The sequence below is a fragment of the Methylobacterium adhaesivum genome (assembly GCF_022179065.1).
Lineage (GTDB): Bacteria > Pseudomonadota > Alphaproteobacteria > Rhizobiales > Beijerinckiaceae > Methylobacterium > Methylobacterium adhaesivum.
Genome location: NZ_BPQD01000001.1, coordinates 303550 through 328190 on the forward strand (window position 1 = coordinate 303550; position 24641 = coordinate 328190).

The 24641-nt window shown below is 71.3% G+C and carries 27 protein-coding genes; 11 read left to right on the forward strand and 16 right to left on the reverse strand.

What is annotated here, in order from left to right; genetic code table 11:
- Positions 1–58: 58 nt before the first annotated feature.
- From MFF01_RS01435 to gltX, 7 genes are all read left to right on the forward strand, one after another.
- On the forward strand, positions 59–730 hold the full coding sequence (locus MFF01_RS01435) for a hypothetical protein (RefSeq protein ID WP_238221330.1): 672 nt from the start codon (positions 59–61) through the stop codon (positions 728–730).
- Complete coding sequence (locus MFF01_RS01440; protein WP_238221331.1) at positions 727–2571, forward strand: glycosyltransferase; 1845 nt, start codon at positions 727–729, stop codon at positions 2569–2571. Before MFF01_RS01435 ends, MFF01_RS01440 begins: the two co-directional genes overlap by 4 nt.
- A complete protein-coding gene (locus MFF01_RS01445) occupies positions 2568–4622 on the forward strand; it encodes a glycosyltransferase (protein ID WP_238221332.1) in 2055 nt (684 codons plus the stop codon). Before MFF01_RS01440 ends, MFF01_RS01445 begins: the two co-directional genes overlap by 4 nt.
- Positions 4619–5488: a hypothetical protein gene (locus tag MFF01_RS01450; protein ID WP_238221333.1), complete on the forward strand. Its 870-nt coding sequence runs from the start codon at positions 4619–4621 to the stop codon at positions 5486–5488. The genes MFF01_RS01445 and MFF01_RS01450 overlap by 4 nt, the downstream gene beginning before the upstream one ends.
- Before the next feature lie 96 nt (positions 5489–5584).
- On the forward strand, positions 5585–6769 hold the full coding sequence (locus MFF01_RS01455; RefSeq protein WP_238221334.1) for an FIST N-terminal domain-containing protein: 1185 nt from the start codon (positions 5585–5587) through the stop codon (positions 6767–6769).
- 65 nt (positions 6770–6834) lie between these two features.
- On the forward strand, positions 6835–8121 hold the full coding sequence (locus MFF01_RS01460) for a hybrid sensor histidine kinase/response regulator (protein ID WP_238221620.1): 1287 nt from the start codon (positions 6835–6837) through the stop codon (positions 8119–8121).
- Between the two features lie 9 nt (positions 8122–8130).
- Entirely contained in the window at positions 8131–9477 is a 1347-nt protein-coding gene (gene gltX / locus MFF01_RS01465) for a glutamate--tRNA ligase (protein ID WP_238221335.1), read from the forward strand.
- Positions 9478–9484: 7 nt separating this feature from the next.
- On the opposite strand, the gene MFF01_RS01470 is transcribed toward gltX, so the two are convergent.
- Both MFF01_RS01470 and MFF01_RS01475 read right to left on the reverse strand, forming a co-directional pair.
- Positions 9485–9784 (reverse strand): hypothetical protein, encoded by a 300-nt coding sequence (locus MFF01_RS01470; protein WP_238221336.1) that lies wholly within the window; start codon positions 9782–9784, stop codon positions 9485–9487.
- Between the two features lie 197 nt (positions 9785–9981).
- Positions 9982–11001, reverse strand: a complete 1020-nt coding sequence (locus MFF01_RS01475) for a tyrosine recombinase XerC (RefSeq protein WP_238221337.1) — start codon at positions 10999–11001, stop codon at positions 9982–9984.
- A 144-nt stretch (positions 11002–11145) separates the two neighbouring features.
- Here MFF01_RS01475 and MFF01_RS01480 point away from each other — a divergent pair, with 144 nt between their 5' ends.
- Positions 11146–11736, forward strand: coding sequence for a histidine phosphatase family protein (locus tag MFF01_RS01480; RefSeq protein WP_238221338.1), 591 nt, complete (start codon positions 11146–11148; stop codon positions 11734–11736).
- A 5-nt stretch (positions 11737–11741) separates the two neighbouring features.
- Here the strand turns inward: MFF01_RS01480 and MFF01_RS01485 are convergent, their stop codons facing one another.
- The 8 genes from MFF01_RS01485 to MFF01_RS01520 all read right to left on the reverse strand — a co-directional run bounded on the left by MFF01_RS01485 (position 11742) and on the right by MFF01_RS01520 (position 20547).
- The gene (locus MFF01_RS01485) at positions 11742–12752 is read right to left on the reverse strand and encodes a nickel/cobalt transporter (protein WP_238221339.1); all 1011 of its coding nucleotides are present in this window, start codon (positions 12750–12752) and stop codon (positions 11742–11744) included.
- Positions 12743–13426, reverse strand: coding sequence for a DUF1007 family protein (locus MFF01_RS01490; protein ID WP_238221340.1), 684 nt, complete (start codon positions 13424–13426; stop codon positions 12743–12745). The genes MFF01_RS01485 and MFF01_RS01490 overlap by 10 nt, the downstream gene beginning before the upstream one ends.
- 148 nt (positions 13427–13574) lie before the next feature.
- Positions 13575–13925: a hypothetical protein gene (locus MFF01_RS01495; protein ID WP_238221341.1), complete on the reverse strand. Its 351-nt coding sequence runs from the start codon at positions 13923–13925 to the stop codon at positions 13575–13577.
- Positions 13926–14175: 250 nt separating this feature from the next.
- The gene (locus tag MFF01_RS01500) at positions 14176–14649 is read right to left on the reverse strand and encodes a cytochrome c-type biogenesis protein (protein WP_238221342.1); all 474 of its coding nucleotides are present in this window, start codon (positions 14647–14649) and stop codon (positions 14176–14178) included.
- Positions 14646–16652: a heme lyase CcmF/NrfE family subunit gene (locus MFF01_RS01505; RefSeq protein WP_238221343.1), complete on the reverse strand. Its 2007-nt coding sequence runs from the start codon at positions 16650–16652 to the stop codon at positions 14646–14648. The genes MFF01_RS01500 and MFF01_RS01505 overlap by 4 nt, the downstream gene beginning before the upstream one ends.
- A 31-nt stretch (positions 16653–16683) precedes the next feature.
- Positions 16684–17208 (reverse strand): cytochrome c maturation protein CcmE, encoded by a 525-nt coding sequence (gene ccmE / locus MFF01_RS01510; RefSeq protein WP_238221344.1) that lies wholly within the window; start codon positions 17206–17208, stop codon positions 16684–16686.
- Between the two features lie 163 nt (positions 17209–17371).
- Positions 17372–18973, reverse strand: coding sequence for a c-type cytochrome biogenesis protein CcmI (gene ccmI / locus MFF01_RS01515; protein ID WP_238221345.1), 1602 nt, complete (start codon positions 18971–18973; stop codon positions 17372–17374).
- A 152-nt stretch (positions 18974–19125) separates the two neighbouring features.
- Entirely contained in the window at positions 19126–20547 is a 1422-nt protein-coding gene (locus MFF01_RS01520; protein WP_238221346.1) for a sensor histidine kinase, read from the reverse strand.
- A 111-nt stretch (positions 20548–20658) separates the two neighbouring features.
- Between MFF01_RS01520 and MFF01_RS01525 the strand changes: the two genes are divergently transcribed.
- Entirely contained in the window at positions 20659–20898 is a 240-nt protein-coding gene (locus tag MFF01_RS01525) for a type II toxin-antitoxin system VapB family antitoxin (protein WP_238221347.1), read from the forward strand.
- Complete coding sequence (locus MFF01_RS01530) at positions 20898–21299, forward strand: type II toxin-antitoxin system VapC family toxin (RefSeq protein WP_238221348.1); 402 nt, start codon at positions 20898–20900, stop codon at positions 21297–21299. Before MFF01_RS01525 ends, MFF01_RS01530 begins: the two co-directional genes overlap by 1 nt.
- Positions 21300–21301: 2 nt before the next feature.
- On the opposite strand, the gene MFF01_RS01535 is transcribed toward MFF01_RS01530, so the two are convergent.
- The 6 genes from MFF01_RS01535 to MFF01_RS01560 all read right to left on the reverse strand — a co-directional run bounded on the left by MFF01_RS01535 (position 21302) and on the right by MFF01_RS01560 (position 24230).
- Positions 21302–21979, reverse strand: a complete 678-nt coding sequence (locus MFF01_RS01535) for a response regulator transcription factor (RefSeq protein ID WP_056090205.1) — start codon at positions 21977–21979, stop codon at positions 21302–21304.
- A gap of 30 nt (positions 21980–22009) precedes the next feature.
- Positions 22010–22375: a PepSY domain-containing protein gene (locus MFF01_RS01540; protein WP_238221349.1), complete on the reverse strand. Its 366-nt coding sequence runs from the start codon at positions 22373–22375 to the stop codon at positions 22010–22012.
- A 96-nt stretch (positions 22376–22471) separates the two neighbouring features.
- The gene (locus MFF01_RS01545) at positions 22472–22672 is read right to left on the reverse strand and encodes a hypothetical protein (protein WP_238221350.1); all 201 of its coding nucleotides are present in this window, start codon (positions 22670–22672) and stop codon (positions 22472–22474) included.
- 26 nt (positions 22673–22698) lie between these two features.
- Positions 22699–23052 (reverse strand): hypothetical protein, encoded by a 354-nt coding sequence (locus MFF01_RS01550; RefSeq protein WP_238221351.1) that lies wholly within the window; start codon positions 23050–23052, stop codon positions 22699–22701.
- A gap of 33 nt (positions 23053–23085) precedes the next feature.
- On the reverse strand, positions 23086–23586 hold the full coding sequence (locus tag MFF01_RS01555) for a hypothetical protein (protein WP_238221352.1): 501 nt from the start codon (positions 23584–23586) through the stop codon (positions 23086–23088).
- A gap of 35 nt (positions 23587–23621) precedes the next feature.
- Positions 23622–24230 carry a lysozyme gene (locus tag MFF01_RS01560; RefSeq protein ID WP_238221353.1) on the reverse strand — a complete coding sequence of 203 codons (609 nt, stop codon included), beginning with the start codon at positions 24228–24230 and terminating at the stop codon, positions 23622–23624.
- Positions 24231–24368: 138 nt separating this feature from the next.
- On the opposite strand from MFF01_RS01560, the gene MFF01_RS01565 reads away from it, so the two are divergent.
- Entirely contained in the window at positions 24369–24641 is a 273-nt protein-coding gene (locus tag MFF01_RS01565) for a hypothetical protein (protein ID WP_238221354.1), read from the forward strand.

Genomic DNA, 24641 nt, shown 5'->3' on the forward strand with positions numbered 1-24641 from the left:
TGAGCGGCCTCGCCCGGTGCGAGGGGCGGGCTCGCGTCCGGGGGAGGAGCCGGCCCGCATGACGGACCCGTCCGGCAAGACCGCCGCCGGGCAGCTGTTCGCGGCAGGCGAGGGGCTGTTCGTCGCCCGCTATCCCCTGTCGACCGCCCTGCCGATTCCCCTGGGGCTTGGCGAAGGCGACCTTCTGACCTGGGCGTTCTGCGGCCTGGGGCGGGCCATGGCCGAGCCCACGGCCCTCGTCGTGTTCGCGGCCGATGGGCCGCCCGGCCGTCTCACCGTCGCAACGCATTTCCACGACCTCACGGTAGCGTTGTCCGCCCCCCTGCCCGTCGCGACCCTCGACGCGGCGGCGTGGGCAGCCCTGTGTCCCGCGATCCTTGGGGGCCTGACGCCCGCGACCGTCGAGCGTCTGGCCGGATTGCTGCCGCACCTGGGGCCCGCCCTGTCGGCCCTCGCCGGGGCGTACGAGGGCCCGGCCGGTCCCGTGCTCGCCGTGACGGGCGAGACCGAGGTGAGCCTGACGGGGGCCGGCGTGCCGGATTACCTCGTGCTGCGGGCGGACTCCCTCTGGCGTTGCTGCCGCGTCGTACGGGCCAGCCTGACGTTCGGCCCCGAGCCCCGGACCCTCCTCGACCTCGCGCGCGTCGGAGGCGAACCCGGCCGGGGCCCGACCGATGCCGCCCTCCTCGTCCGGCCCGGTGGCGTCGACGTCGCGCGGGTCGCGCCATGACCCGACCGACTGTCCTCGTCATCGCCCCGATGCCGGCTTTTCCGACGAGCGCCGGCAACCGGCGCCGCCTCGTCACCACCTGCGAGTCCCTCGTGCGCGGCGGGTTTGCCGTCGATCTCGCCTATTTCGCCCACGAGGATCAGATCTACCGCCGCTTCGGACAGCACCCGCCCACGGACGCGGCGGCCATGGCGGAGACCTTCCAACGCACCTTCCGCATCGAGCCCGGCGCGGCGATCCCCCTGAAGACCCGGGCGCGGCATTTCGGCCTCGACGACTGGTGCCCCGACGAGGTGGTAGAGTTCGTGGCGTGGTACTGCGCGACCTACCCCGAGACCCGCATCGTCCTCGTGAACTACGTGTTCCTGTCGCGCTGCCTCGCGGCGGTGCCGGCCGGGATCCTCACCCTCATCGACACCCACGACCGCTTCGCCGATCGGCAGGCGCAGTATCGCCCGTTCCGGGCCGAGCCGAACTTCTTCTACACGGACGCGGCGGGCGAGGCGGAGGGGCTCGACCGGGCCGATATCGTGCTGGCGATCCAAGCGGAGGAGGCGGCCTATTTCGTGGGCCTCACCCGCGCCCGGGTCCATCTGCTGCCTCCGCATTTCCCGACGCGGCGGCCGTTCCGCGCGCCCGCGCACCTCGCCCGCATCGGCTTCATCGGCCATGGCAACGATCCGAACCTGTTCTCCATCGGCCGTTTCATCGATGCCTGGAGCACGGATTGGACGCCGGGCCGTCCGGTTCTGGTGATCGCGGGCGAGATCTGCACGGGTCTCGGCACTGCGCCCCGTCCGGGTGTCGAGTTAGCCGGCTATGTCGCGCGGCTAGAGGATTTCTACGATCGCGTCGACCTTGTGGTCGCGCCCATGCTCATGGGCAGCGGCCTGAAGATGAAGGTCGCCGAAGCCCTGTCCTTCGGCGTCCCGGTCATCGGTACCCGGATCGGTTTCGAGGGATTTTCACCCTCCGATCCAGCCCATCGCTGCGAGACCGTGGCGGAGGTCAAGGCTGCGGTGCTCGCCCTATCGGACGACGCGGCGGGCCTCGCCAGTCTGACCGAGGTCTGCGCCAGTCTATTTGCCGACTACAATGGCGTCACGCACTCTGCGGAAACGGCGCTCCTCGCGCTCCTGCGCCACCATGTCGGGGCCGATCCGGAGACGGAGGCGGAAGCTCCATCGGAGGTGCCGCGCGACGCGATCCGGACCACGGCCCTTCCCGTCGGCATCCTCACCTGCGTCACCGGCCTCGCTGGCTCCGAGTGGGACAGTGCCGAACACGGCCTCCTCGTCGCCACCGAACGGATGTCTCCGCCGGATGCCGGTCCTCATGCGCCGGAACGGCGACGCTGGTTCGCGCGTCCCGGCACCGGGCCGGAGATCGCGGACGCTGGCGGCTTGCCAGCGGTCGCGGTGGCTCTGGCACCCGAATGGGTGCGGACACGCAGGCTACCGCCGGCCCTGCGCGCCGCCTTGGCGGTGAAGATCGCGGGGGTCTTGCCCGACTGGGAGGCGCGGGCCCGCATCGTCGGGGCCGGGCAGGGTCGCATCGCCCTTGCCCTGGCCCTGCCAAGCCATCTCGTCACGGGCCAACACCCCGGCGCCGCCTTCCTCATCGCTTCCGAGGCCGCCGTGGAAGTGCAACTCGGCGCCGCGCGGCCCCTCGGCCTCGCCCAGGATCTTCCCTTCGTAAGCCAGACCCGCATGGACCTCTCCGCCGTGCCGGCGAGCCTCGTCTTGGAACAAGCCGATTTGCCGGCAAACGACAGCGTGCTCCTCGTCCTGCACGACGATCTCATCGGCCGCGTCGCGCTGCCCATCGGACCTCACGCATGACGTCCCCGTTCGACGCCCTCGATGCCGCCGCCGGCCGCAAGGCGGTTCTCGCGGAAGCCGCGCTCCTATGGAACGCCCTGTTCCTCAACGACGTCCGCATCGGCTTCGGCATCGAAACGGCGCCGCGCGTCTCCATCGTCCTCGTCGCGCGGGGCGCACGCCACATGCTGGCCTGGACCCTCTACCGCCTCGCCGCCGGGCAGCGGCTGGGAGGCGTCCCGTTCGAGGTCATCGTCGTCGACAACGCCTCCGATCCGGAGACCCGCGCCCTGTTCGAACGGATCGACGGCGCCACGGTGCTGCTGAACGACGAGAACACAGGCTTCGGCCCCGCCTGCAATGCCGGGGCGGCGCAGGCGCGGGGCGATTATCTCCTGTTTCTCAATCCCGATGTCGATCTCATGCCCGGTGCCCTGCGCGCCCTCCTCGACACCTTCGGCGAGTTCGACGATGTCGGCATCGCCGGGGCCCGCCTGGTGTTTCCCGGTGGCCTCCTGCAGGAGGCGGGGGCGAATTTTCGCGACGACGCCCAGACCACCCATCCGTACGGCCGGGGCGGGGCCGACCCGTTCGCGGCGGAAGCCTCCTTCGCCCGCGAGGTCGGCTACGTCTCGGGCGCGGTGCTGATGATCGAGGCCGGCCTGTTCCGGCAGCTCGGCGGCTTCGACGATCTGTTCGCACCGGCCTATTTCGAGGACACCGACCTGTGCGTGCGCTGCCATCAGGCCGGGCGCCGGGTGGTCTACCAGCCCCGCGCCATCGCGATCCACGTCGAGAACGTGACGAGCGCCCGGCGTGACGACGTCGAGCAACTGCTCGACCGCAACCGCGCGCGGTTCCGCGATCGCCACGCCGCCTGGCTGTTTGGCCAAGGCCCGCAGCGCACGGGGTTCGCCGCCCGCGACCACGACCCCTGGGCGCTGCGCATCCTCTACGTCGAGGACCGGGCGCCCCATCTCGACCTCGGCGCCGGCCTGCCGCGCGCCAACCATATCCTCAACGCCATGGCGGATCTGGGCTACGCGGTGACCCTCGCCTCGCTCCATGGCGAGCGCGAGGAGCCGGGCCGGCTCTACCGCGATCTCTCAACCCGCATCGAGATCGTCGAGCCCTGCGGCGAGGCGGGCCTGCGCCGCCTCGTGCAGGAACGGCCGGACTACTACGACGTGCTCTGGGTCAGCCGGCCGCCGAACATCGACCGGGTCTGCGGCGTGCTGCACGATCTCGGCCTCACCCCCCGCGATGTCGGGCGCACGCGCGTCGTGTTCGATTCAGAAGCGGTCTTCGCCCTGCGCGGCTTCGTCACCGAGGCCCTGTCGGGCGCCCCCGCCAACGGCCCCGCCCTGGCCCGTGCCTGCACCCGCGAAACCCGTCACTTCGCGGTCGCCGACCATGTGGTCTGCGTCTCGCAAGCCGAGGCGCGGGTGCTGCGCGCGCACGGCGTCCCCAACGCCACCGTGCTGGGCCACGCTCTGACCGCCCGCGACGCCGCGCCGGGTTTTGCCGCCCGCGACGGCTTCGTGTTTCTCGGGTCGCTCGCCCGCGAGGGCGAGCCCAATATCGATTCCCTCGACTGGTTCTTCGCCGAGGTCTGGTCGCACCTGCGGGCGCGGTTGCCACGGGCCCACGTCACCCTGGTCGGCGCCGTGGCGCCCTCGATCCGCGAGCGCCTAACGGGCGAGGGCGTGCGCATCCTCGGCCGGGTCGACGCGGTGGGTCCCGTCCTCGACGCCGCCCGCGTGGCCCTGGCCCCGACGCGCTTTGCCGCCGGCATCCCCCACAAGGTCCACGAGACCGTGGCGTGGGGCGTGCCGGGGGTCGTCACGCCGATCCTCGCCGAGCAGATCGGCTGGCCGGACGGCACCGGTTCCCTCGTCCGCGACTGGCGCGACCCGGCCGGGTTCGCCGAGGCCCTGGCGGACCTCCACACCGACGAAGCCCTCTGGAGCGCGGTTCAGGCGGCGGGCCTCGCCCGGATCAGGGACGAGTGCGATCCGACCGCCTATGCGCAGACCCTGCGGCACCTTTGCGAGGCCCCGACCTTCGCATGAGCATCCTTCCGTCCAGCTCCCGCCAACGCCTCGTCGCCCTGGCGAGCGGCCTCGTTCGCCGGCTCGTCATCGGTCGCGTGCCTCGGCTGTTCGACTCCGTCTTCTACCGGTCTACCTATCCGGACGTCGCCCGCTCGGGCCTCGACCCCTACCTTCATTACGTCTGGCGCGGTGCCGGGCGCGGCTACGATCCGAACGCAGATTTCGACACGGCGTTCTATCGCCGCCAAAGTGGACCGACCCGCCTCGATCCCGTCCGGCACTACCTGCGCGCGGGGTCCGCCGCCGGTCTCGATCCGAGCCCGGCCTTCAGCACGCTGATGTATCTCGCCCGCTATCCCGATGTCGGGCGGGCGGGCATCAACCCCCTGCTGCATTATCGTCAGGACGGCCGGCCCGAAGGCCGGATCGCCGCGCCCTCCGCCTCCGATCCGAACCAGTGGGTGGCGCTGGCCGGCGTGCGAGCGGCGCATCGCTGGGACTACCCCGCCGATGGCGCCACGCGCTTCGCCCTCACCTTCCGGCGCGACGTGGCCGTCGCGGCCTGTCCCGACCACGCCCCCCGGATCTGCCTCGTGTTGACCCTCGACGGCGCCGAGGTCGCCGCCCTCGTCGAGACCCTGGAGGAGTTTTCGGACGGCGTTCAGGAGGCCGTCACCCTGGAATTCGACACCACCCTGAGGCCCCATCCGCCACGCCCGACCGTGATCCTCGCCCTGGAGCAGGCCTTCCACGGCCGTGATGGGGATGGCGCGATCCTGCTGCGCTACGCCGAGGCCCGGCTCTGGGACCTCCTGCCCGAGCAGCCGCGCCTGTGCGCCCTCGGCGGGGGCGGCTGCCTCTCCATCCGGGGACCGACCCCCTGAAGCACCGGCGCTTGCACGCGCCCGGGCGGACTGACAGACTTGCCGGCGAAGGGACAAAGGGTGCCAAGCCCCACCTTCGTCGGGCGGGAGCGGACCGTGAGTGAGGGCACGCAGGTGCGCACGCATCTGTGCGGGATCAGGACGGCCTGGACGGAGGCGCCCGAGGCGGAGCTCGCCGTGGGCGAACTCGCGCGCGCCATCGGCCCGGCGGACCTGTCGCAGATCGTGGTGTTCTTCTCGTCCGATTACTGCGTCGAGGCCCTCAACCGGGCGTTGGCCGAAGGCTTTCCCGGTGTTCCGGTCGCGGGGTGCACCATGTCGGGCGGGATCAGCCCGGCGGGCGGGCTTGCGCGCGGCCTGGTGCTCATCGCGTTTCCGAGAGTGGGCTTTCGCATCGTCTCGACCGTGCTCGACGCCATCGACCACCGCGACGTCGCCCGCACGGCGGCCTCCGTGCGGGCGCTCCGCCGCGCCCTCGACGGCGAGGCTGCCGAGCCCGCGCCCGGTGGCCGCTTCGCCCTCTCGCTCATCGATGGTCTCGCCAATGCCGAGGAGACCGTGGTCTCGGCCATCGCCTGGGCGCTCGACGGCATTCCCATCGTGGGTGGCTCGGCCGGCGACGGCCTCGATTTTCGCGAGGCGACCCTCCTGCACGGCGGCGCGATCCACCGGCGGGCCGCCGTGCTGCTCCTCGTCGAGACGGCCTATCCGACGAAGATCTTCAAGAGCGACAACTTCGAGCCGACGACGACGAAGTTCGTGGTAACGGCCTCCGACAACGAGCGCCGCATCGTCTACGAACTCAACGCCGAGCCGGCGGCGCGCGAATACGCCATGGCGGTGGGCCTCGACCCCGAAGGGCTCTCGCCCATGAGCTTTGCCGCCTACCCGTTGGCGGTGCGGATCGGCGGCGAGTATTTCTGCCGCTCCATCCGCCGCCTCGACCCGGAGGACGGATCGCTCAGCTTCTTCTGCGCCATCGACGAGGGGGTGGTGCTCACCCTGGCCCGGCCGCGCGACATCGTCGCCGCCACACGCACCGAACTCGAACGCCTCGACGCCGAACTCGGCGGCCTCGACCTCGTCATCGGCTTCGACTGCATCCTGCGCCGCCTCGACGCCGAGCACGCCCAAGTCCGCCACGGCATCTGCGACCTCTACCGGCGCTACGACGTCGTCGGCTTCGAGACCTACGGCGAGCAGTACCGCGCCATGCACCTCAACCAGACCTTCACGGGGATCGCCATTGGGCGGCGGCCGCCTCCGAGCCCTGCCCCGTGAGCCTCGCCCTCGACACCGAGAGCGCGCGCCGCATCGCCAAGCTCGAGCGCATCAACGCCGCGCTCATGGCCCATGTCGAGCGCAGCATGGACCAGCAGGGCAGCGCCTACTCCCTGTTCCAGACCGCGATCATGCTGGAGGGACGCGTCCGTGCCCGCACGGAGGAACTGACGGGGCTGATGCACAGCCTGGAGCGCTCCAACACCGCCCTGGTGGCGGCCAAGGAGGAGGCCGAGACCGCCAACCGCTCCAAAACCCGGTTCCTCGCCGCCGCCAGCCACGACCTGCTTCAGCCCCTCAACGCCGCCCGGCTCTCGGCCTCGGCGCTCGCCGACATGCCCCTCACCCCCGAGGCCCTGGCGATCTCCGGGCAGATCGAGCGCGGGCTGCAGACCATCGAGGATCTGATCAAGACCCTCCTCGACATCTCGAAGCTCGATGCCGGTGTCGTGCGCCCGGCGATCCGACCGTTACGCCTGTCCGATCTCCTCGCCGGCATCGCGGCGAGCTTCCAGCGCACCGCCGAGGCCAAGGGCCTGCGCCTGCACGTGCGTGGCCGGGATTGCGTGGTGGCGAGCGATCCCGTGATGCTCGGCCGCATCGTGCAGAACCTCGTCTCCAACGCCCTGCGCTACACGGCATCCGGCGGCGTGCTCATCGCCGTGCGGCGGCGTGGAGGCGCCGTCCGCATCGAGGTGATCGATACGGGCTGCGGGATCAGTCCGGCCGAGCGCGCCCTGGTGTTCGAGGAGTTCTATCGCGGCGAAGCCGAGACCCTAGATTCCGAGCCCGGCCTCGGGCTGGGCCTGTCCATCGTCCAGCGCATGGCGGCCACCCTGGCCCACCCCCTGGCCCTCGCCTCCCGCTCCGGCCACGGCACCCGCGTGAGCCTCACCGTGCCGCTCAGCCCCGCCCCGCCAGAAGCCGAGGCCCGCGTCGGTCCCGTGGCCACCCGCCTGACGGGCGCGAAGATCCTTGTCGTCGAGAACGACCCCGCCACGGCCGACGCCCTCGCCCGGCTCTTACGCAACTGGGAGGCCGAGGTCGTCGTGTTTCGCGATCTTCCCGGGGTGAAGGCAGCGGGCGACCTCGCGCCGGATCTTCTCATCCTCGATTATCACCTCGACAACGGCGCCTGTGGCCTCGCCGTCGCCGAGCATTTTCGTAGCGCGGCCGGCGTGCTGCCGCCCGTCATCGTCACCACCGCCGACCACGGCGCCGAAATCGCCGCCGAGGTTGCGGCGCTCGGTTGGGAACTCGTCCACAAGCCGACGCGGCCGGCGCAGCTGCGTGCCCTTCTCACTGCCCTACTGGCCCGCACGGCGTTTTCCTCATCTCCGGCCGCCTGCTAGACGCTTTCCATGACCATCGATCACGCCGCTCCCCTGGTGCGCTTCGCGCCGTCGCCCACGGGCTATCTCCACCTCGGCAACGCCCGGCCGGCGCTGCTCAATTACCTGTTCGCGCGGGCGCGGGGCGGGCGCTTCCTCCTGCGTCTCGACGACACCGACCGGGAACGCTCGACGCAGGAATTCGCCGACGCCGTTGAGACCGATCTCGCCTGGCTCGGCATCGTGCCGGATCTGCGGGCCCGCCAGTCCGACCGGGCGGCGATCCACGATGCGGCGGCCGAACGCCTCAAGGCCGTCGGGCGGCTCTATCCCTGCTACGAGACCCAGGAAGAACTCGAGCGCCGCCGCCGGCGCCAGCTCGGGCGCGACCAGCCGCCCATCTACGACCGGGCATCGCTCAACCTCACCGAGGCGGAGCGCGCCGCCCTGGAAGCGGAGGGGCGCAAGCCCCATTGGCGGTTCAAGCTCGAACCGCGAACCGTCGCCTGGACGGATCTCGTGCGCGGCGAGGCCCATGTCGATTGCGCCTCCCTGTCCGACCCCGTGTTGATCCGGGCGGACGGCACCTACCTCTACACCCTGCCCTCGGTAGTGGACGACGCGGACTTGAGCATCACCCACGTGATCCGGGGCGAGGACCACGTCACCAACACCGGCGTGCAGGTTCAAATCTTCGAAGCTCTCGGCCATCCGGTGCCGGTCTTCGGCCACCACAACCTGCTGACCACGGCGGACGGGGAGGGGCTGTCGAAGCGCCTCGGCCACCTCTCGCTGCGGGGCTTGCGCGAGGCCGGCTACGAGCCGGCATCGGTGCGCTCGCTCGCGGTCCTCACGGGCTCGGCCGAGGCGGTGCGGGCGGTGGCGTCCCTCGACGAACTCGCCGGCCTCGTCGATCTCGCCCACATCTCGCGGGCGCCGGCGAAGTTCGATCCGCATGAACTCGACGGCCTCAACGCCCGGCTCATCCATGCCATGCCCGTCGAGGAGGTCCGCGACCGCCTGCACGCCCTCGGCCTGCCCGACAATATCATGGAGCCGTTCTGGCTTTCCGTCCGGGCGAACCTCGCCAAGGTCGCCGAGGCCGGCGATTGGTGGCGCGTGATCACCGGACCCGTCGCGCCGGTGATCGCCGATCCGGCCTTCACCGCGACGGCCGCCGAACTCCTGCCGCCCGAGCCGTGGGACGGGGAAACCTGGAAGACCTGGACCGGCGCCGTGAAGGCGCGGACCGGGGCCAAAGGCAAGGCCCTGTTCATGCCCCTGCGCCTCGCGCTCACCGGCCTCGAACACGGGCCGGATCTCGCCGGCCTGCTGCCGCTGATCGGGCGCGCACGAGTGCTGGAGCGGTTGGCGTAGGAGTGCCTCAGGAATTGTAGGTCACGAGACCAACCACCCAAGATCCATGCGCGTGCACGAGAGCATGGGCTTCGGTGTCGTTCGCAGTGGGGCGATCGGAGTCCGACCGTTCGATGCTGTAGACGTCGTAGCTCGCGGCACGGCTCGTGGGGCCGACGTGACCGAAACCCCGGGGCGCCCGTCCAAGCTGACGGTCGAACAGGCACACCGCATCGGCGGGGGACGCCACGTTGCCGGCTGGACCGAACCGGGCCGTATCGCCGTAGACCCGTCCGGTGATTTTCTCGATCGCAATGAAGCGTGCCATACCAATCCTTGGATGTACCGTCTCTCACCGAGTTGGTGCTCCCTGGCGGTGTGCGCAAGCGGCGTCGGTCGCGCCCGGTCCTTGTCTTCAGATCGGCGCCTTTCCCGAAAGCCGGTGTCGCCCTTCCGGGCCGGCGCTCCAAGTTGCCGTCAATCGGCTTGCATCGGATCGACGGGCGACGAGACCCGAGCGTCCGATCAGGCCGCGCTCGGTGCCCGCCGGCCCGCCCCCGCGCGCGGATGCGCGGCATCGAACGCATCCATGAGCCGGGTGGCGTCGACCTTGGTGTAGAGCTGGGTCGTCGAGAGGGAGGCGTGGCCGAGCAGCTCCTGGATCGCCCGCAATTCGCCCTGGCGGCCCAGCAGATGCGTGGCGAAGGAGTGGCGCAGGGCGTGCGGCGTCGCGCTCGGAGGCAAGCCCAGGGCCCCGCGCATGGCGGCGACGGCGTATTGGATGATCCGGGGTGAGAGCGGGCCGCCCTTGGCGCCGACGAACAGCGGCCCGTCCGGGTCTAGGGCATAGGGGCAGGCGGCGCGATAGGCGGCCATCGCCTGCTGCACGGCCGGGAGCACCGGCACCATCCGCATCTTGCCGCCCTTGCCGGCGACGGTGACCGAATCGATGCCCGGCCCGGGCGCATCCTTGGCGGGAAGGCCCAGCGCCTCCGAGATGCGAAGCCCCGAGCCGTAGAGCAGCGCGATCACCGCCGCGTCGCGGGCGATCACCCAGGGCTCGCGGTCCTCGCCGTCGCGCAGGGCCGTGCCGGTCATGGCTTTCGCGGCGGGGATCGGAATCGGCCGGGGCAGGCGGCGCTCCACCTTCGGCGAGCGCACGGCGCCGAGCGCCGCCACGGTGCCGTGGCCCTCACGGGCGAGATGGCGGGCGAAGGAGCGCAGGCCCGCGAGTTGGCGCATGAGCGAGCGCCCGCCGATGCCCTCGGCCCGGCGCGCGGCGAGGAAGCCGCGCAGGTCGCGGGGCTTGAGGGCGATGAGGGCTGGAATGGTCGGGCATCCGTGCCGGGCCTGCTGGTGGGCGAGGAACTGGCGCAGGTCGCGGGCATAGGCTTCCGCCGTGTTGCCCGCCATCCGGCGCTCGCGCAGCAACGCGTCCTGCCAGGTGTCGAAGGCGATCCGGAGGGCGGCGTCGCCCGGGAACGCCAGAGCGTCCGGAACTGCGTCCGCGACGGTGTCCGGCGGGGGCGGCGTAAGCTGGAGCATGGGGCGATCCGGCAGTTGACTGGCCGCCCACTCAACGCCCCCTCGGTTGACGCTCCGTTAGGGCGCGGTGCGACGCCGCCCTTTCCGCATCATGGCCTGCCGCCTATCTCGGCCGTAGCTCCTGCCCCTCCACGACGGATCCCCATGACCCCGACGCGCATCGTCTGCATCCGCCACGGCGAATCGACCTTCAACGCCGCCCACCGCCTCACGGGGCGCGACCCCGGCCACATCGATGCCCGCCTGACCGAGCGGGGACAGGCCCAGGTGGCGGCGGCCCGCGCCGATCTCCATGACATTCCCTTCGACCTCGTGGTGACCTCGCCCCTGACCCGGGCGATCCAGACCACGAAGGGCATCTTCACCGGCCACCCGGCGGAGCCGCGGATTCTCGTGGAGGTGCTGCACCGGGAGTGCCAGGAGAGCAGCTGCGACGTCGGGCGGGCGGCATCCGTGCTCGCCGCCGAGTTCCCCGACGTCGCCGTCGATCACCTGCCCGAGATCTGGTGGCATGCGGAGGGCGAGCCCGATGCCGACGGCATCCACATCGAGCCCCGCACCCTGTTCGACGATCGCGTCGCGGCGTTTCGCGATTGGCTGGCGGCGAGGCCCGAGCGGACCATCGCGGTGGTGGGCCACGGCACGTTCTTCTTCCACCTTACCGGCGTGTGGCTCGACAACTGCGAGACCGTCGAACTCGACCTCGGCCTCGACCGGATCACCCGGCGGGCCTGAGGCGTTCAGCCGCCCGACGCGAAGGCGAGGCCCGTGAGCATGGCAGCGCCGAGCACGAGCACGAAGGCGCCGGCGAGGAGTTCGAGGCCGGCCACCGCCCGGGTGCCGGCTTCCCCCCGCCCCCCGGCGAGACGCAGGGCAAGGGCCTTGGCGAAGACGGCGAGGCTCGCCAGGGCCCCCGTGGTGAGCGCCGTGCCGAGTGCCATGGCGAAGGTGGCGGCGATGCCGGCCCAGATCATGTTCTGGGATGCGGCGAACACGAGGATGAGGACCGCTCCGGCGCAGGGGCGCGAGCCGGCGGCGAGCACCACGCCGGCCCGCTCGCGCCAGGTGCCGAGGCGGGCGAGCGCTGCGCCGTCACTGAGGTGGACGTGGCCGCAGGCCGGGCCACAGGCGTTCGCCGGGACATCCCGCCCGAGGGCGGCGAGCCGCCCGGCCTTGCGCCAGGTGATCGCGAGACCGAGGCCCGCCACCAAGGCGAAGCTCACGGTCTCGATGACGGTGCCGGCGCGGGTCATCGAAGCGGCGGTGGTGCGGAGGAGAAGGCTGCCGATGCCGACGATGGCCACCGCCACTAGAGCCTGGAGCAGGGCGGCGGCGAAGCTCAGGGAAAAGCCGCGGGCCAGCGCCCGTTCCCCGGCAACGATGTAGCCGGCGATCACCGCCTTCCCGTGTCCGGGCCCGGCGGCATGGAAGATGCCGTAGCTGAAGCCGAGCAGCAGCATCGGCCCCCAGCCACCGCCGGCCTTGATGCCCTGGAGCGCCGCCTGAAGGCTCCGGGAAAAGCTCGATTGCAGGGCGAGGATCCAGCCGCCGAGGCCGCTGGCGGCGGGGGCGGCCTCGCGAAAGCCGATGCCGAAGGGCGAGCGCGGTGGCGGCGCCGCCACGTCCGGCCCAAGGGCGAGCATCAGGCCCGTGAGCAGCCCGGCGGCGAGCACCGTCGCGCCGACGGCCAAAACGAGGCGGCGGCCGAGGAGGGACGGCGGCCGCTCGGCGAGGGCGACGCCTACGGACACGCGACGATGATCCGGTTGGCGAATTGGCTGCCGTAATTGGCGGCGGCGGTGAGGGCCTCGAAGAAGGCTTCCGACATGCCGGGCTTCGCGTCGGCGGTCTTGGTCGCCACGGGCTTCGGCCGGGTCACCGTGGCGGCGCAGCCGGCGGGCGCGCCCGTGAGGCGGGCGGCATCGGCGTCCTCCGACAACGCGAAGGCGACGAAATAGGTGGGGTCGTAGATCTCGAGGGCCGCCACCCCACGCCCCGGCGCCACCGGGGTCTTGAGGGGGAGGAGGAAGGTCATGGTGAGCTTGCCGTCCACCATGCTCATGCGCGGCTCGGTCGGATCGGCGAAGAGCTGTTCCTTCCCGGCGATCTTGAGCTTGGTGAAGTAACCGAACTCAGCCAGGTTCGCGGTGTTCTCGCGGGCGAGATTCGCCAGTTCGTCGGGCGAGTAGGTGCCGTCGCCGTTGGTGTCGAGGCCCTGCACCACGAAGGCGGAATAGGACGGATCGAAGGTCCAGGCGTTGCGGATGCCGGTGACGCGCCCGCCCTCGCCATAGGCGATCTCCGCCTTGGAGGTCACGAAGACGTGAGGGTGCGCCTGGGCAATCCCGGTGAGCGCGAGGCTCGCCGCGAGGGCCAGACCCGGCTTCAGGACAGCGAGAAGGGGATGTCGCGTCGCGTTCGGCATGGGTCGGTACGCTCGCGATTCATGCTGAAGGAAGCGTAAACGCCGCGCCTTCGCATTCGGGGGGCGAGCCCATCCATCCCGGTCCAGTGGGGCGAAAGCGAGGCGCCACCCCGGTGCCCGGCCCGGCGGGGCCGGGCCGGACGAGAGATCACTCGGCGGAGGCGACGTCGACCCGGTCGCCCCGGCGCGAGAACGCGATGGTGGTCTCGCGGCCATCGGCGCCCAGCGCGCCCGGCACGGAGAGGTGCACGGTCTGGTCGGCGTTCAGCGTGGTGATCATGCGGATCACCTGCGGCTGCTCGGCTCCGGAATTGACCGACGCGAGGGTGGCGACGACGCGGTAACCGTCCTTGGTGGGGGTGTAATAGGCCGTGCCCCGGAAGGTGGCGAGGTCGATGGAGACCGGCTTGGCGATCTCGAGTTCGGTGGCCCGTGCGGCCGGAGCCGCGAGGGCGACGGCGAGGGTCGAGGCAGCGAGGGCGAGAGTGGTGAAGCGCATGGAGTTGACCTGTGCGGTTACTGTCCGCCGGGAGTGCCCGTACGGAGAGCCGGTTGCACCGGGAGGCCGCTTTATGCCGGGCGAATTGTGCGATGCACAGAGAGATTCTTCGCATCGCACAAATGCAGAATAAGCATGGCTATAAGAAAATTTACGTCGCGCATGAATAAAACGCAGAGGTGGGCGTTCGGTGCAAAGGAACCCTCGCTGGAGACGGCTGACCTTCCACACATGCGTGCGAACGGGACGATTACTCTCGCCGGGTCAGGGCGGCGATCTCGGCCTGCTCGGCGGCCGTGAGACCCTGCGGCGCGGCGTCGGCGCGGCGCTGGGACAGACGCCAAAGGCCGAATAGCCCGAGGCCGATGGCGGCCAGCGGCGTCAGCCAGAGCAGCAGCGTATGAAGGGCGAAGACGGGCCGCAGGAGCACGTACTCGCCGTAGCGACCAACGATATAGGACTGGACCTGATCGTTGCTGTCGCCGGCCTGGAGGCGCTCGCGGACGATGACGCGCAGATCCTTGGCCAGGGGCGCGTCGGAATCGTCGATGGACTGGTTCTGGCACACGAGGCAGCGCAGGCCCGCCGAGATGTCTCGGGCCCGCATCTCCATCGCAGGATCCTTCAGGACCTCATCGGGTTGCACCGCCCATGCCCCACCCGATGGGGCGAATGCCCCGAGGGCGATGAGGAGCCCGAGGACGAGGCGCGGCGCGGCGCTCATTCCGCCGCCGCCATGCCGGCCGGCAGGGCCTTCGCCCTAGCGCGGGCCGGGGCACCAACCCGCATGCGCCGATCGGTGAGCGAAACCGCGCCGCCAAGTGCCATCACCACGGCGCCGAGCCAGATGAGCAGCACCAGGGGCTTGTAGTAGAGGCGCAGGCCGATGCTGCCGCCCTCGGGCATCACCTCGCCGAGGCTGGCATAGACTTGGCTGACCCCGATGGTGAGAAGACCGGATTCCGTCACCGTCATCTTGCGGCTCGGGTAGAAGCGCTTGCCCGTCTCGACTGTGCCGATCATGTCGCCCGCCGTGTTGCGGATGGTGAGGAAGGCCGTGGTCTCGGAATAGTTCTCGCCCATGCGCGGGCCGACCCGGTCGAGGGTGGCGACGTAGGGGCCCGACGCTAGGGACTCCCCGGGCTTGAGGGTCTTCAGCCCTTCCGTCGCCCACCCTTGAGCGGCAATGCCGAGCACCACGATTCCGACTCCCGCATGGGCGAAGGCCGTGCCCCAGGCCGAGCGCGGCAGGCCGAGGGCCCGGCGCCAGACCACGCCGGCGCTGCGGGTCCGGCTGGCGCCGTAGCCGCGCGCCCGCGACACGATTTCCAGGGCGGAGCCGATGACGAGGTAGGCGCCGAGACCGATGCCCACGGGAGCCATCATCGGCCCGCCCCAGGTATAGGCCAGCACCGCGAGACCGACCACGAGGGCGACGGCGAGCGCCGCGAACAGGCGCTGGGTGGCGGCGTGCACGTCGCCTCGCTTCCACGCCAGGGTCTGGCCGAAGGGCACGATGAGGAGCAGCGGAATCGCCAGGGGGATGAAGGTGTAGTTGAAGAACGGCGGCCCGACGGAAATCTTCTCCGCGGTGAGCGATTCCAGCAGCAGTGGATAGAGCGTGCCGACGAACACGGTGGCGCAGGCGGCGGCGAGGAACAGGTTGTTCATCACCAGGGCGCCCTCGCGGGAGATCGGCGCGAACAGGCCGCCCTGGCGCAGCATGGGTGCGCGCCACGCGAACAGGGTCAGCGAGCCGCCGATGAACAGGATCAGGATGGCGAGGATGAAGATGCCGCGCGTGGGGTCGGTGGCGAAGGAGTGCACCGAGGTGAGCACGCCCGAGCGGACGATGAAGGTGCCCAGTAGCGAGAGAGAGAAGGTCAGGATGGCGAGGAGCACCGTCCACACCTTCAGGGCATCGCGCTTCTCCATCACAACGGTGGAGTGGAGGAGCGCGGTGCCGGCGAGCCACGGCATCAGGGAGGCGTTCTCCACCGGATCCCAGAACCACCAGCCGCCCCAGCCGAGCTCGTAATAGGCCCAGTACGACCCCATGGCGATGCCCAGCGTCAGGAAGCTCCAGGCGGTGAGGGTCCAGGGCCGTACGGCGCGGGCCCAGACGGCGTCGATGCGCCCGTCGATGAGGGCCGCGATGGCGAACGCGAAGGTGATCGAGAACCCGACATAGCCGACGTAGAGGAGCGGCGGGTGGATCGCGAGGCCGAAATCCTGCAGCAGCGGATTGAGATCGTTGCCTTCGACTGGGGCCGGGCTCACCCGGGCGAACGGGTTCGAGGTCGTGATGATGAACAGCACGAACACGAACGTGATGAGGCCCTGAACCGCGAGGGTGTTGGCCCGCAGGGTCGGCGGTACGGAGTTGCGCGCGACCGCCACGAGGGCGCCGAACAGGGCGAGGATGAGCACCCAGAGGAGCATCGAACCCTCGTGGTTCCCCCACACGCCGGACAGCTTGTAGAGGAAGGGCTTCATCGTGTGCGAGTTCTCGACCACGTTCTGGACCGAGAAGTCCGAGGTGGCGTGGGCGTAGGTGAGTGCGCCGAAGCTGAACAGGATGCAGGCGAACGTCCCCAGGGCCGCCGGCGTCGCCACGGCGCGCAGGGCCTGGTCGCCCGAGCGGGCGGCCCAGACCGGCATCACCGCCTGGACGAGGGACAGGGCGAGCGCCAGGGCGAGGGCGAAGTGGCCGACTTCGATCAGCACGGGGTGTCGTCCTTCTGGGGGAGCTTGCGGATCATCGCTCGCTGCGCTGACCGAGGGTCTTGTCGGTGATCGCCGTGCTGGCGTCGGCGGGCTTGGTGGCGGCAGGCTTCTCGACCATGCCCTTGCCCTCCTGCCAGCGCCCCTGCGCCTTGAGGGCGTCGGCGACCTCGCGGGGCATGTAGGATTCGTCGTGCTTGGCCAGCACCGTGTCGGCGCGGAAGATGCCGCCGGGCTCCAGGCGGCCTTCGGCCACGATGCCCTGGCCCTCGCGGAACAGGTCGGGCAGGAGGCCGCGATACTGCACCTGCACGGTGGCGTTGGTGTCGGTCACGGCGAAATCCACGGTCTGGTCCGGCCCGCGCTGGACCGACCCGTCCTTCACCAAGCCGCCGAGGCGGAACCGGGTGCCGGGGGCGACGCCCTGCGCCGCCACCTCGGTCGGCGAGCGGAAGAACACGATCGACCCGCTCATGGCCGACAGGATCAGGCCGAGCGCCAGGGCCAGCACGGCACCGCAAGCGGCGATGAGGATGAGGCGGCGGCTCTTGCGGGTCACGCGGGTTGTCCCGTCTGGGTTGTGGCGTCACGGAGCGCCGGCAGGCCTGAACGTGTCGGGGGCCGGCAGCACCGGATGAACCCAATCGTGTCCCGCCTCTGGCGTACAGGACGGTTTCGGACTCCGCGGCGCCCGGGTCAAGGTCGGGGACCGGGACCGATTGTCAGGGCCGGGGAGCCTCGAGACCGAGTTCGCGAGCGAGTTCGTCGAGGCGCTCCCGGGCCTGGGGCTCGGAACTCGGGGCCATGCGGGCCCGGTCGAGGGCCTGGAGCGCCTGGGTGCGCTCGCCGAGCACGGCATAGGAGCGCACGAGGCGTAGCCAGTCGTCGACGGTGCCGCCCTTGGCGGCCAGACGCCGGTCGAGGCTGGCGACCATGCCGCGGATGGCCGCGTCGCGCTCGGCGGCCGGCATGGCCTTCACGGCGGCCACGGCCGCTTCGGTGCCGGCCCTGGCGGCATCGGTCTTGGCGCCTTCGCCTCCGCTCGCCGCTTTCGGTGCCTCCTTCGGGGCGTCCGCTTTCGCGGCCTCGCCCCGATCCTCTGCTGTCTTGCTCGCCTCCGATCCCTCGGCCGCGTCCCGCGGGAGCTGGAATTCACCCGCCAGGGCGTCGAGGCCCCGCAGGGCGGTCGCGTCGGAGGAGAGGGCCGCACGAGCCCGTGCGAGGGCTGCGGCGGCCCGGTCGCGGTCTCCGAGTACGCTCAAGGACCGGACGAGGCGCAGCCACTCGTCGGCCGTGCCGCCTGTCTCGGTGAGGCGCCGGTCGAGGCCGTCGACCATGCCGCGGATGGCCGCGTTGCGTCCCTCCGGGGGCATCGCCTGAAGGGACGAGGCCGCACCGGCCTCGGGCGCCGGCCCGGCGCCGGGCTTGGCTGGGCCGGGTTTGGCTGGACCTGGTTTGGTCTGGCCGGCTTCAGGTGACGCCTCGCCCTTGAGGCGGGCGAGGCTGTCGCGGACGGCGGGCAGCCACGGCGCATCGGCGGGCGCGGTCTCGGCCAGATCCGTGAGGCGCTGGATCGCCAGGGGAATGTCGCCGTCGAGTTCGGCCGCGCGGGCGAGGTAGAAACGGGGCTTGGCCGCCGTACCGTCGAGGGCGACGGCGCGCTCGAACAGGGTCTTGGCCTGGGGCGGGATCACGCCGTTGTTGCCGGCGATGAGGGCTTCGCCCCAGTCGGAGAGGCGCGGCGCGGTCTCACCGAGGAGGCGGGTGGCGGCCTCGTAGGCATGGGCCGCGTCGTCGAACCGGCCCATGCGCATGTAGACGGGGGCGAGCACGGCCCAGCCGCGTCCGTCCTTCGGGTCGCTCGCGAGGCGCGCCTCGATCTGGCCGATGGCGTTGAGCAGCTCCTGCCCACCGTTCTGGATCGCCTGACGCTGGGCAGCGTTCTGCGCCGGCATGTGCGGAGACCCGTAGATCCCGTAGGCAATGAGGGCCACGAGGGGAATCGTCGAGAGGGCGAAGGCGGAGGCGGCCCGGCGCTGGCGCAGGGCCGGTTCGGCCATGCCGGGGGGGATGGGCACGCCGGCCCGGTTGGCGCGCAGCAGGCGCCGGCCGGCTTCCGTGCGCGCGGCCTCGGCCTCGGGCGCCGCGATGAGGCCGCGCGCGAGATCCCGCTCGATCTCGCGCAGCTGGTCCTCGTAGAACACGGTCTCGGTCGCCAAGCCGCCGGCCTCCGCCGGGGGATTGGCCCGGCGCGACATCGGCCAGAGCAGGGCGAGCACCGCCGCGCCGGTCATGAACGCCAGAATGAACCAGAGTGCCGTCATCACGCCTCGAAATCCCTCAGCCCCGCATGTAAGGCCACGCTCCGGCCCCTACGATGCGAACCTTCGGTGACACGGTGTCACGCGAAGGCCGGCGCGGTCCGACCTTAGCCGTGTGGACTGTCCCGGCAAACTGCCGCCGCGCGGAGGACGCCTCAAGCGTGGGGAGCTGCCCCCGTCGGGGCGTCCCCCGGCACTTCGATCACCGCGCGAAGCCCCCCGAGGCTCGCCGCCTCGAGGCGGAAGCGGCCGCGATAGAGGGCGGCGAGGTCGGCCACGATGGAGAGGCCCAGCCCCGAGCCCGGCTTGGTCTCGTCGAGGCGCCGGCCCCGCCCGAGGACGGCCTCCCGATCCTGCGGCGCGAGGCCCGGTCCGTCATCCTCGATGGAGACCATGAGGTGGGGATAATCGTCCTGCGCCACCGCCTCGGCCCGGATCGAGACCCGGCCGGCGGCCCATTTCGACGCGTTGTCGACGAGGTTGCCGATCATCTCCTCGAAATCCTGGCGCTCGCCGCGAAAGCGCAGGCCCGGCGGCACGTGGACCGCGTAGGCGATGTCCTTGTCGCGGTAGATCTTGCCGAAGGTGCGGACCAGCCCGGCCAAAGCCGGCTCGACCTCCGTGGAGGTGCCGAGCGTGCCGGCCAGCGCCGCCGCCCGCGCGCGGTCGAGGTGGTAGTTCACCTGATCGCGCATCACGGCGGCCTGCTCGCGGATCTTGGCCGAGAGGTCGCCGGGCGCGTCGGCTGCGCCGACCTCGTTGACGATGATCGAGAGCGGCGTCTTCAGGGCGTGGGCGAGGTTGCCGACCTGGGTGCGGGCGCGCTCCAGGATCTCGCGGTTGGTCTCGATGAGGAGGTTCACCTCGCCGGCCAGCGGCGCGATATCGCGGGGATACTCGCCGGTGATGCGGTCGGATTCGCCCCGGCGGATGGCGCCCAGCGCGTTGCGGAGCTTGGCCAACGGCGCGAGGCCGAAGCGGATCTGCAGGAGGGTGGTGAGGGCCAGCGACAGGCCGAGGAGCCCGAAGGTCACCATCAGGGAGAAGCGGAAGCGCCCGACATCGTTGGCGATCTCGTCCGCCGGACCGGCGACCCGCACGGTGTAGCGGCCCTCCTCGCCGAGATCGACGTCGCGCTCGATGATGCGCAGGGGGCGCTCGTCCTGCGCCTGGCCGTAGCCCTGGCGGATCTGACCGACCCCGGCCTTGGTGTCGGGGTCGCTGGCGGGCTTCAGGGGCACACCCACGAGGGAGCGCGAGGTGCGCAGGTCGCGGGGCTTCGCATCGGGCCGCCCGATCTGCCAATACCAGCCCGACAGGGGCAGGTCGAAGCGCGGATCGCTCAAGGTGAAGGACCGGCTTTCCGGATCGTTGGGCGAGACGAGATCGGTGGCGAGGTTGTTGGCGTAGACGAGGAGCCGACTGTCGAAGGCCCGCTCGGTGTTCTCCCGGTAGAGCGTGGTGAGAATGCCGGCGGCGATGAGCAGGATCGCCGAACTCGCCAGGAGCGCGGAGGTGGCGAGGCGCACGGCGATGGAGCGCCGACGCAGGGGAAGCCAGGCGGGAAACGGGCTCATTTGGGAAAGGGGCTCATGCCGGTCTCGTCGGGTCCGGACGCGCGGGGCCGTCGCGTAACGGTTGAAAGCTGACGGGTTGCGTCTGTACATCATCCGAACGGAGATTCGACGATGAGCCTCGACATCCACGATCCCGAGACCGAACGTCTGGTCCAGACCTTGGCGGCGCGGCGCGGCCTGTCTTCGGAGGAAGCGATCAAGCTCGCCGTCGGCAACGAGTTGCGGCGCGAGGCGCAGACGCCGAGCCTCTGGGAGCGGATCCGGCCGATCCGTGAAGGGATCGCTTCCTCTCCTTCCACCGGCCTGGCGGCTGACAAGGCCTTCTACGACCAAATCAGCGGCGACGCCTGATGTTCGTGGATACCTCCGCCCTCGTCGCCATTCTCACTGAGGAGGTCGAGGGAGAGGTTCTGTCCGCGCGCCTCGAGGCGGCCCGTCATCCGTTCACGTCGCCGATCGCCGTCTACGAGGCCGCGCTCGCGATCCGCCGGAAACGCCAGCGGCCCATGGCGACGATACGGGCGGATCTCGCCGCCTTTCTCAAGGCCGCTGGAATTCGCCTTGTCGCCGTACCACCGGCAGCGGCCGATCCGGCCCTCGACGCCTTCGCCCGCTACGGGAAGGGCACGGGACACCCGGCCCAGCTCAACATGGGCGATTGCTTCGCCTACGCCATGGCGGTGATCCACGATGCGCCGCTGCTCTTCAAAGGCGACGATTTCGCCCTGACGGACATCGCGGCGCGCGAATAGCCTCACACCCGCGGCGGCGGCTGGGTCGGGTCCACAAGATAGCCCAGTCCCCGCACGGTCTGGATCAGATCGACGGCGAGCTTCTTGCGCAGGCGACCGACGAACACCTCGATGGTGTTGGAATCGCGGTCGAAATCCTGATCGTAGAGGTGCTCGGTGAGTTCGGCGCGCGACACCACGCGGCCAGTGTGGTGCATGAGGTAGGAGAGCAGCCGGTATTCGTGGCTCGTGAGCTTGACCGGGTTGCCGTCCACGAACACCCGGCCCGAGCGGGTGTCGAGGACCACGGGCCCGCAGGCGATCTGGCTCGTGGCGTGGCCGGCCGCGCGCCGCAGGAGGGCGCGCACGCGGGCGAGGAGCTCCTCCATGTGGAACGGCTTCGTGACGTAGTCGTCGGCGCCGGCATCGAACCCGTCGACCTTGTCGGACCAGCGGTCGCGGGCCGTCAGGATGATGACCGGGGTCTTGATCCCGGCCCGGCGCCACTTCTGCAACACGCTGACCCCATCGGCCTTGGGCAGGCCCATGTCGAGGATGATGGCGTCGTAGGGCTCGCTCTCGCCGAGATAGCCGCCCTCCTCGCCGTCGAAGGCCTTGTCGGCGACGTAGCCGGCCTCCTCCAGGGCGCTGACCACCTGCCGGTTGATGTCCCGGTCATCCTCGACCACGAGCAGACGCACGGTCCCGTACTCCTCTGATGCGCTGAAGGTTCAGGGGCCGCTGATCTCGCCCGTGGTGGCATCGACCATCACGTGGACGAACTGCCCGTCCCGGCGCAAGGCCGTCAGCAGGTAGACCAGGGCCTCGTCGTGCCGGCACAGGCGGGCGCGCTGGATCTCAGCGCGGGGAATCACCTTGCGGGCAGCCCGGATGGCGGCCACGGGTTCGATCACCCGCTTGTCGGCCACGGCCTCGCGCAGGTCGGCGGCGCTGAGGCAGACATCGGGGTGGGGTGTGGCCTGGACCGGCGCGACGATGGCGGCCGCCGTGGTCTCCTCGGCCTGCGTGCCGATCGAGCCCGTCGCGAAACCCGCGACGGCCAGGCCGATCAGCAACAGGGCGAAGAAGATGCGCATGGATCTCGCATTAGGGCGGGGGCACTGAATGCGCCCTGAATGCCGGGGCAAGCGGAACCGGAGGGGTTCGGTTCCCCGCCCGGACAGCGCGAAGGTTCAGAGGCCCGAGCCCGGCGATCCGGCGAGGCGCGCGAGGGTTGCCCGCAGGGCGGCGCTCACGAGGATCTCGCCCTCGACGTGGTCCAGGGCGGCCTTGCGCAGGGCGATGGTCGAGAGGTCGAAGCGTCGGCGGGCGGCGCCGAGGCGAGCCTGCGCCGCCCGATGGGCGGACGGAGTCGTGCGGGCGAAGCGGAGCATGGGCGTTCTTTCGGTCGGGGTTGCGGTCAGGGGCGGATGAGCGGGCGTCCCTCGCCGAGGTGGCGCAGGATCGCGTCGAGCTTGTCCCGGATGCGGTCGTCGCCGCGCTCGACGCCCCGAGCCATCTCGCTCACGAGGCGCGAGAGGTCCTCGAGCACCCGCGTGCGGCTTTCCAGGGCGGCCGCTACGGCGGCGTTGGTCTGGGAGGCGCGCTCGAGGGCCGCGGCCGTGGCGCCGGTCTCCCCGAGGCGGGCATCCTGGGTCCGCACGGTCTCGCGGTAGAGGTGGAGGCAGGCGAGACCCGTCAGCACGGCGACGATCCAGCCGGCCCCGTCATGGGAGAACAGCAGGCGCGCACCCTCCAGGGCGAGCTTTTCCATGACGGGTCTCCGGTGACCTCGGGGCAGGTTGCCTCAGGGCAGGGGGCGCCCCGCCCGCGCGGCCTCCACGGCGGGGCGCAGGGTGTTGGCGAGGGTGGCCTCCTCCGCGACCGGCAGGCTGCGGAACACCTTCTCGGCCAGCCCCTCGCGTCCGCCGGCGGCGCGCACGAGCCAGGCCGGGGCCTCGTCGAGGCCGCGCTGCACCGCCCGGGCGATGACTTCGGAGCCCACGGGGACGCTGAGCGTCCGCCCGCGCACGGCGCCCGCGACGGCGTTGACGGCGTAATCGCCGACGTTGCGCACCAGCCGTTCCACCAGGGTGGCGGTGACGAGGGTGCGGAGCGGCCCGGCCAGACGCGCCAGGGCCGCCGTGGCGGCGGTGACGGCGAGGGGCAGGAGGAGGCCGGTGACGGCCTGCGCCGCCACCGCGACGGTGTCGCCCCACGGGACGGTCACGCTGGCGGGATCGAGGCCGGCGGCGGCGCAGGGCGTGGACGCGAGGGCGAGGACGAGGGCGGTGCGGATCGGCTGCATGGTTCGGGGATCTCCGGGGCGTGGACGCGAAGGGTTCAGGCGCGGGGGCGCCCGCCGAGGACGGCGCGGATCCGGGCGAGCCAGCCGGGCGCGGCCGGCGCCCCGCTCACGACGGGCGGAACCGTCCGTCGCGCCGGGGCGAGGGCGGGCAGGGTCTCGGCCGGGGCCGCGATGGGTGTCGCGTCGCCGCGCCGGGCGCGCGGCAGGGCGACAGCGTAGGGGGTGCGGAACTGGTCCTGCTCGGCGCCGCGACGCGGGATCAGGGCGGCGGGCCGGTCCCACATCATCATCGCCTGCGCCGCGCCCTCCGGGTCGCCGTCGTTCAGGCGGCGCACGAGGGTGGAGCGGCCGAACGCCGCCGGACCGATGTTGAAGCAGAGGGAGACGAGGGCGTCGAAGGCGTGCTGCGGCAGTGCCCGCGTCACCGCCGCCCGCACGGCCGCGACGAAGCGGACGACGTCGCGGTCGAACACCGCGTCGCACTCGGTCGGGGTGAGGACGAGGCCGGGGGTGACGAGGGGCGGCCCGGCCGCGCTGGTGTGCCCGATCCCGATGGTCCAGATGCCGGCGGAATCGCGGTAGGCATGGAGCCGCCGCCCCTCGCGGGCGATGAGCACGGCCTTGCCGATGGCGCTGAGGTCCATGGTGCACTCCGGGGTGTGGGAAGAGTTGGGGGTGTGGGAAGAGTCGGGGGTGTGGGGAAGGGAAGCCGGCGCGGAACGGAAGGGCGCGTCCGGGGGTTCGCTCGAGGAGCGGCCGGGGCCGGGCTCGGGAGGTGGATCATGGCGCGATCGCGCATCGTCGTAAGTCTTGCTGCCGGACTCCTGCTCGCGGGCGCGGGCGGTGCCTCGGCCCAGAACAGCGGCAGCGGCAGCGGGCTGACGCCCTTTGCCACGGAGAGCGGCAACGACCGTTCGGCCGGCGTGAACAACGGCAATTATCGTCCGCCACGCTACTACGGGCCGGGTGCCGTGGCGGCACCGCGCGGCTACGGGCGCCCGATCTCCGGTTACGAGCGCCGCCGGCCGGGGCCGTATTACGGCTCTCCGTACTGA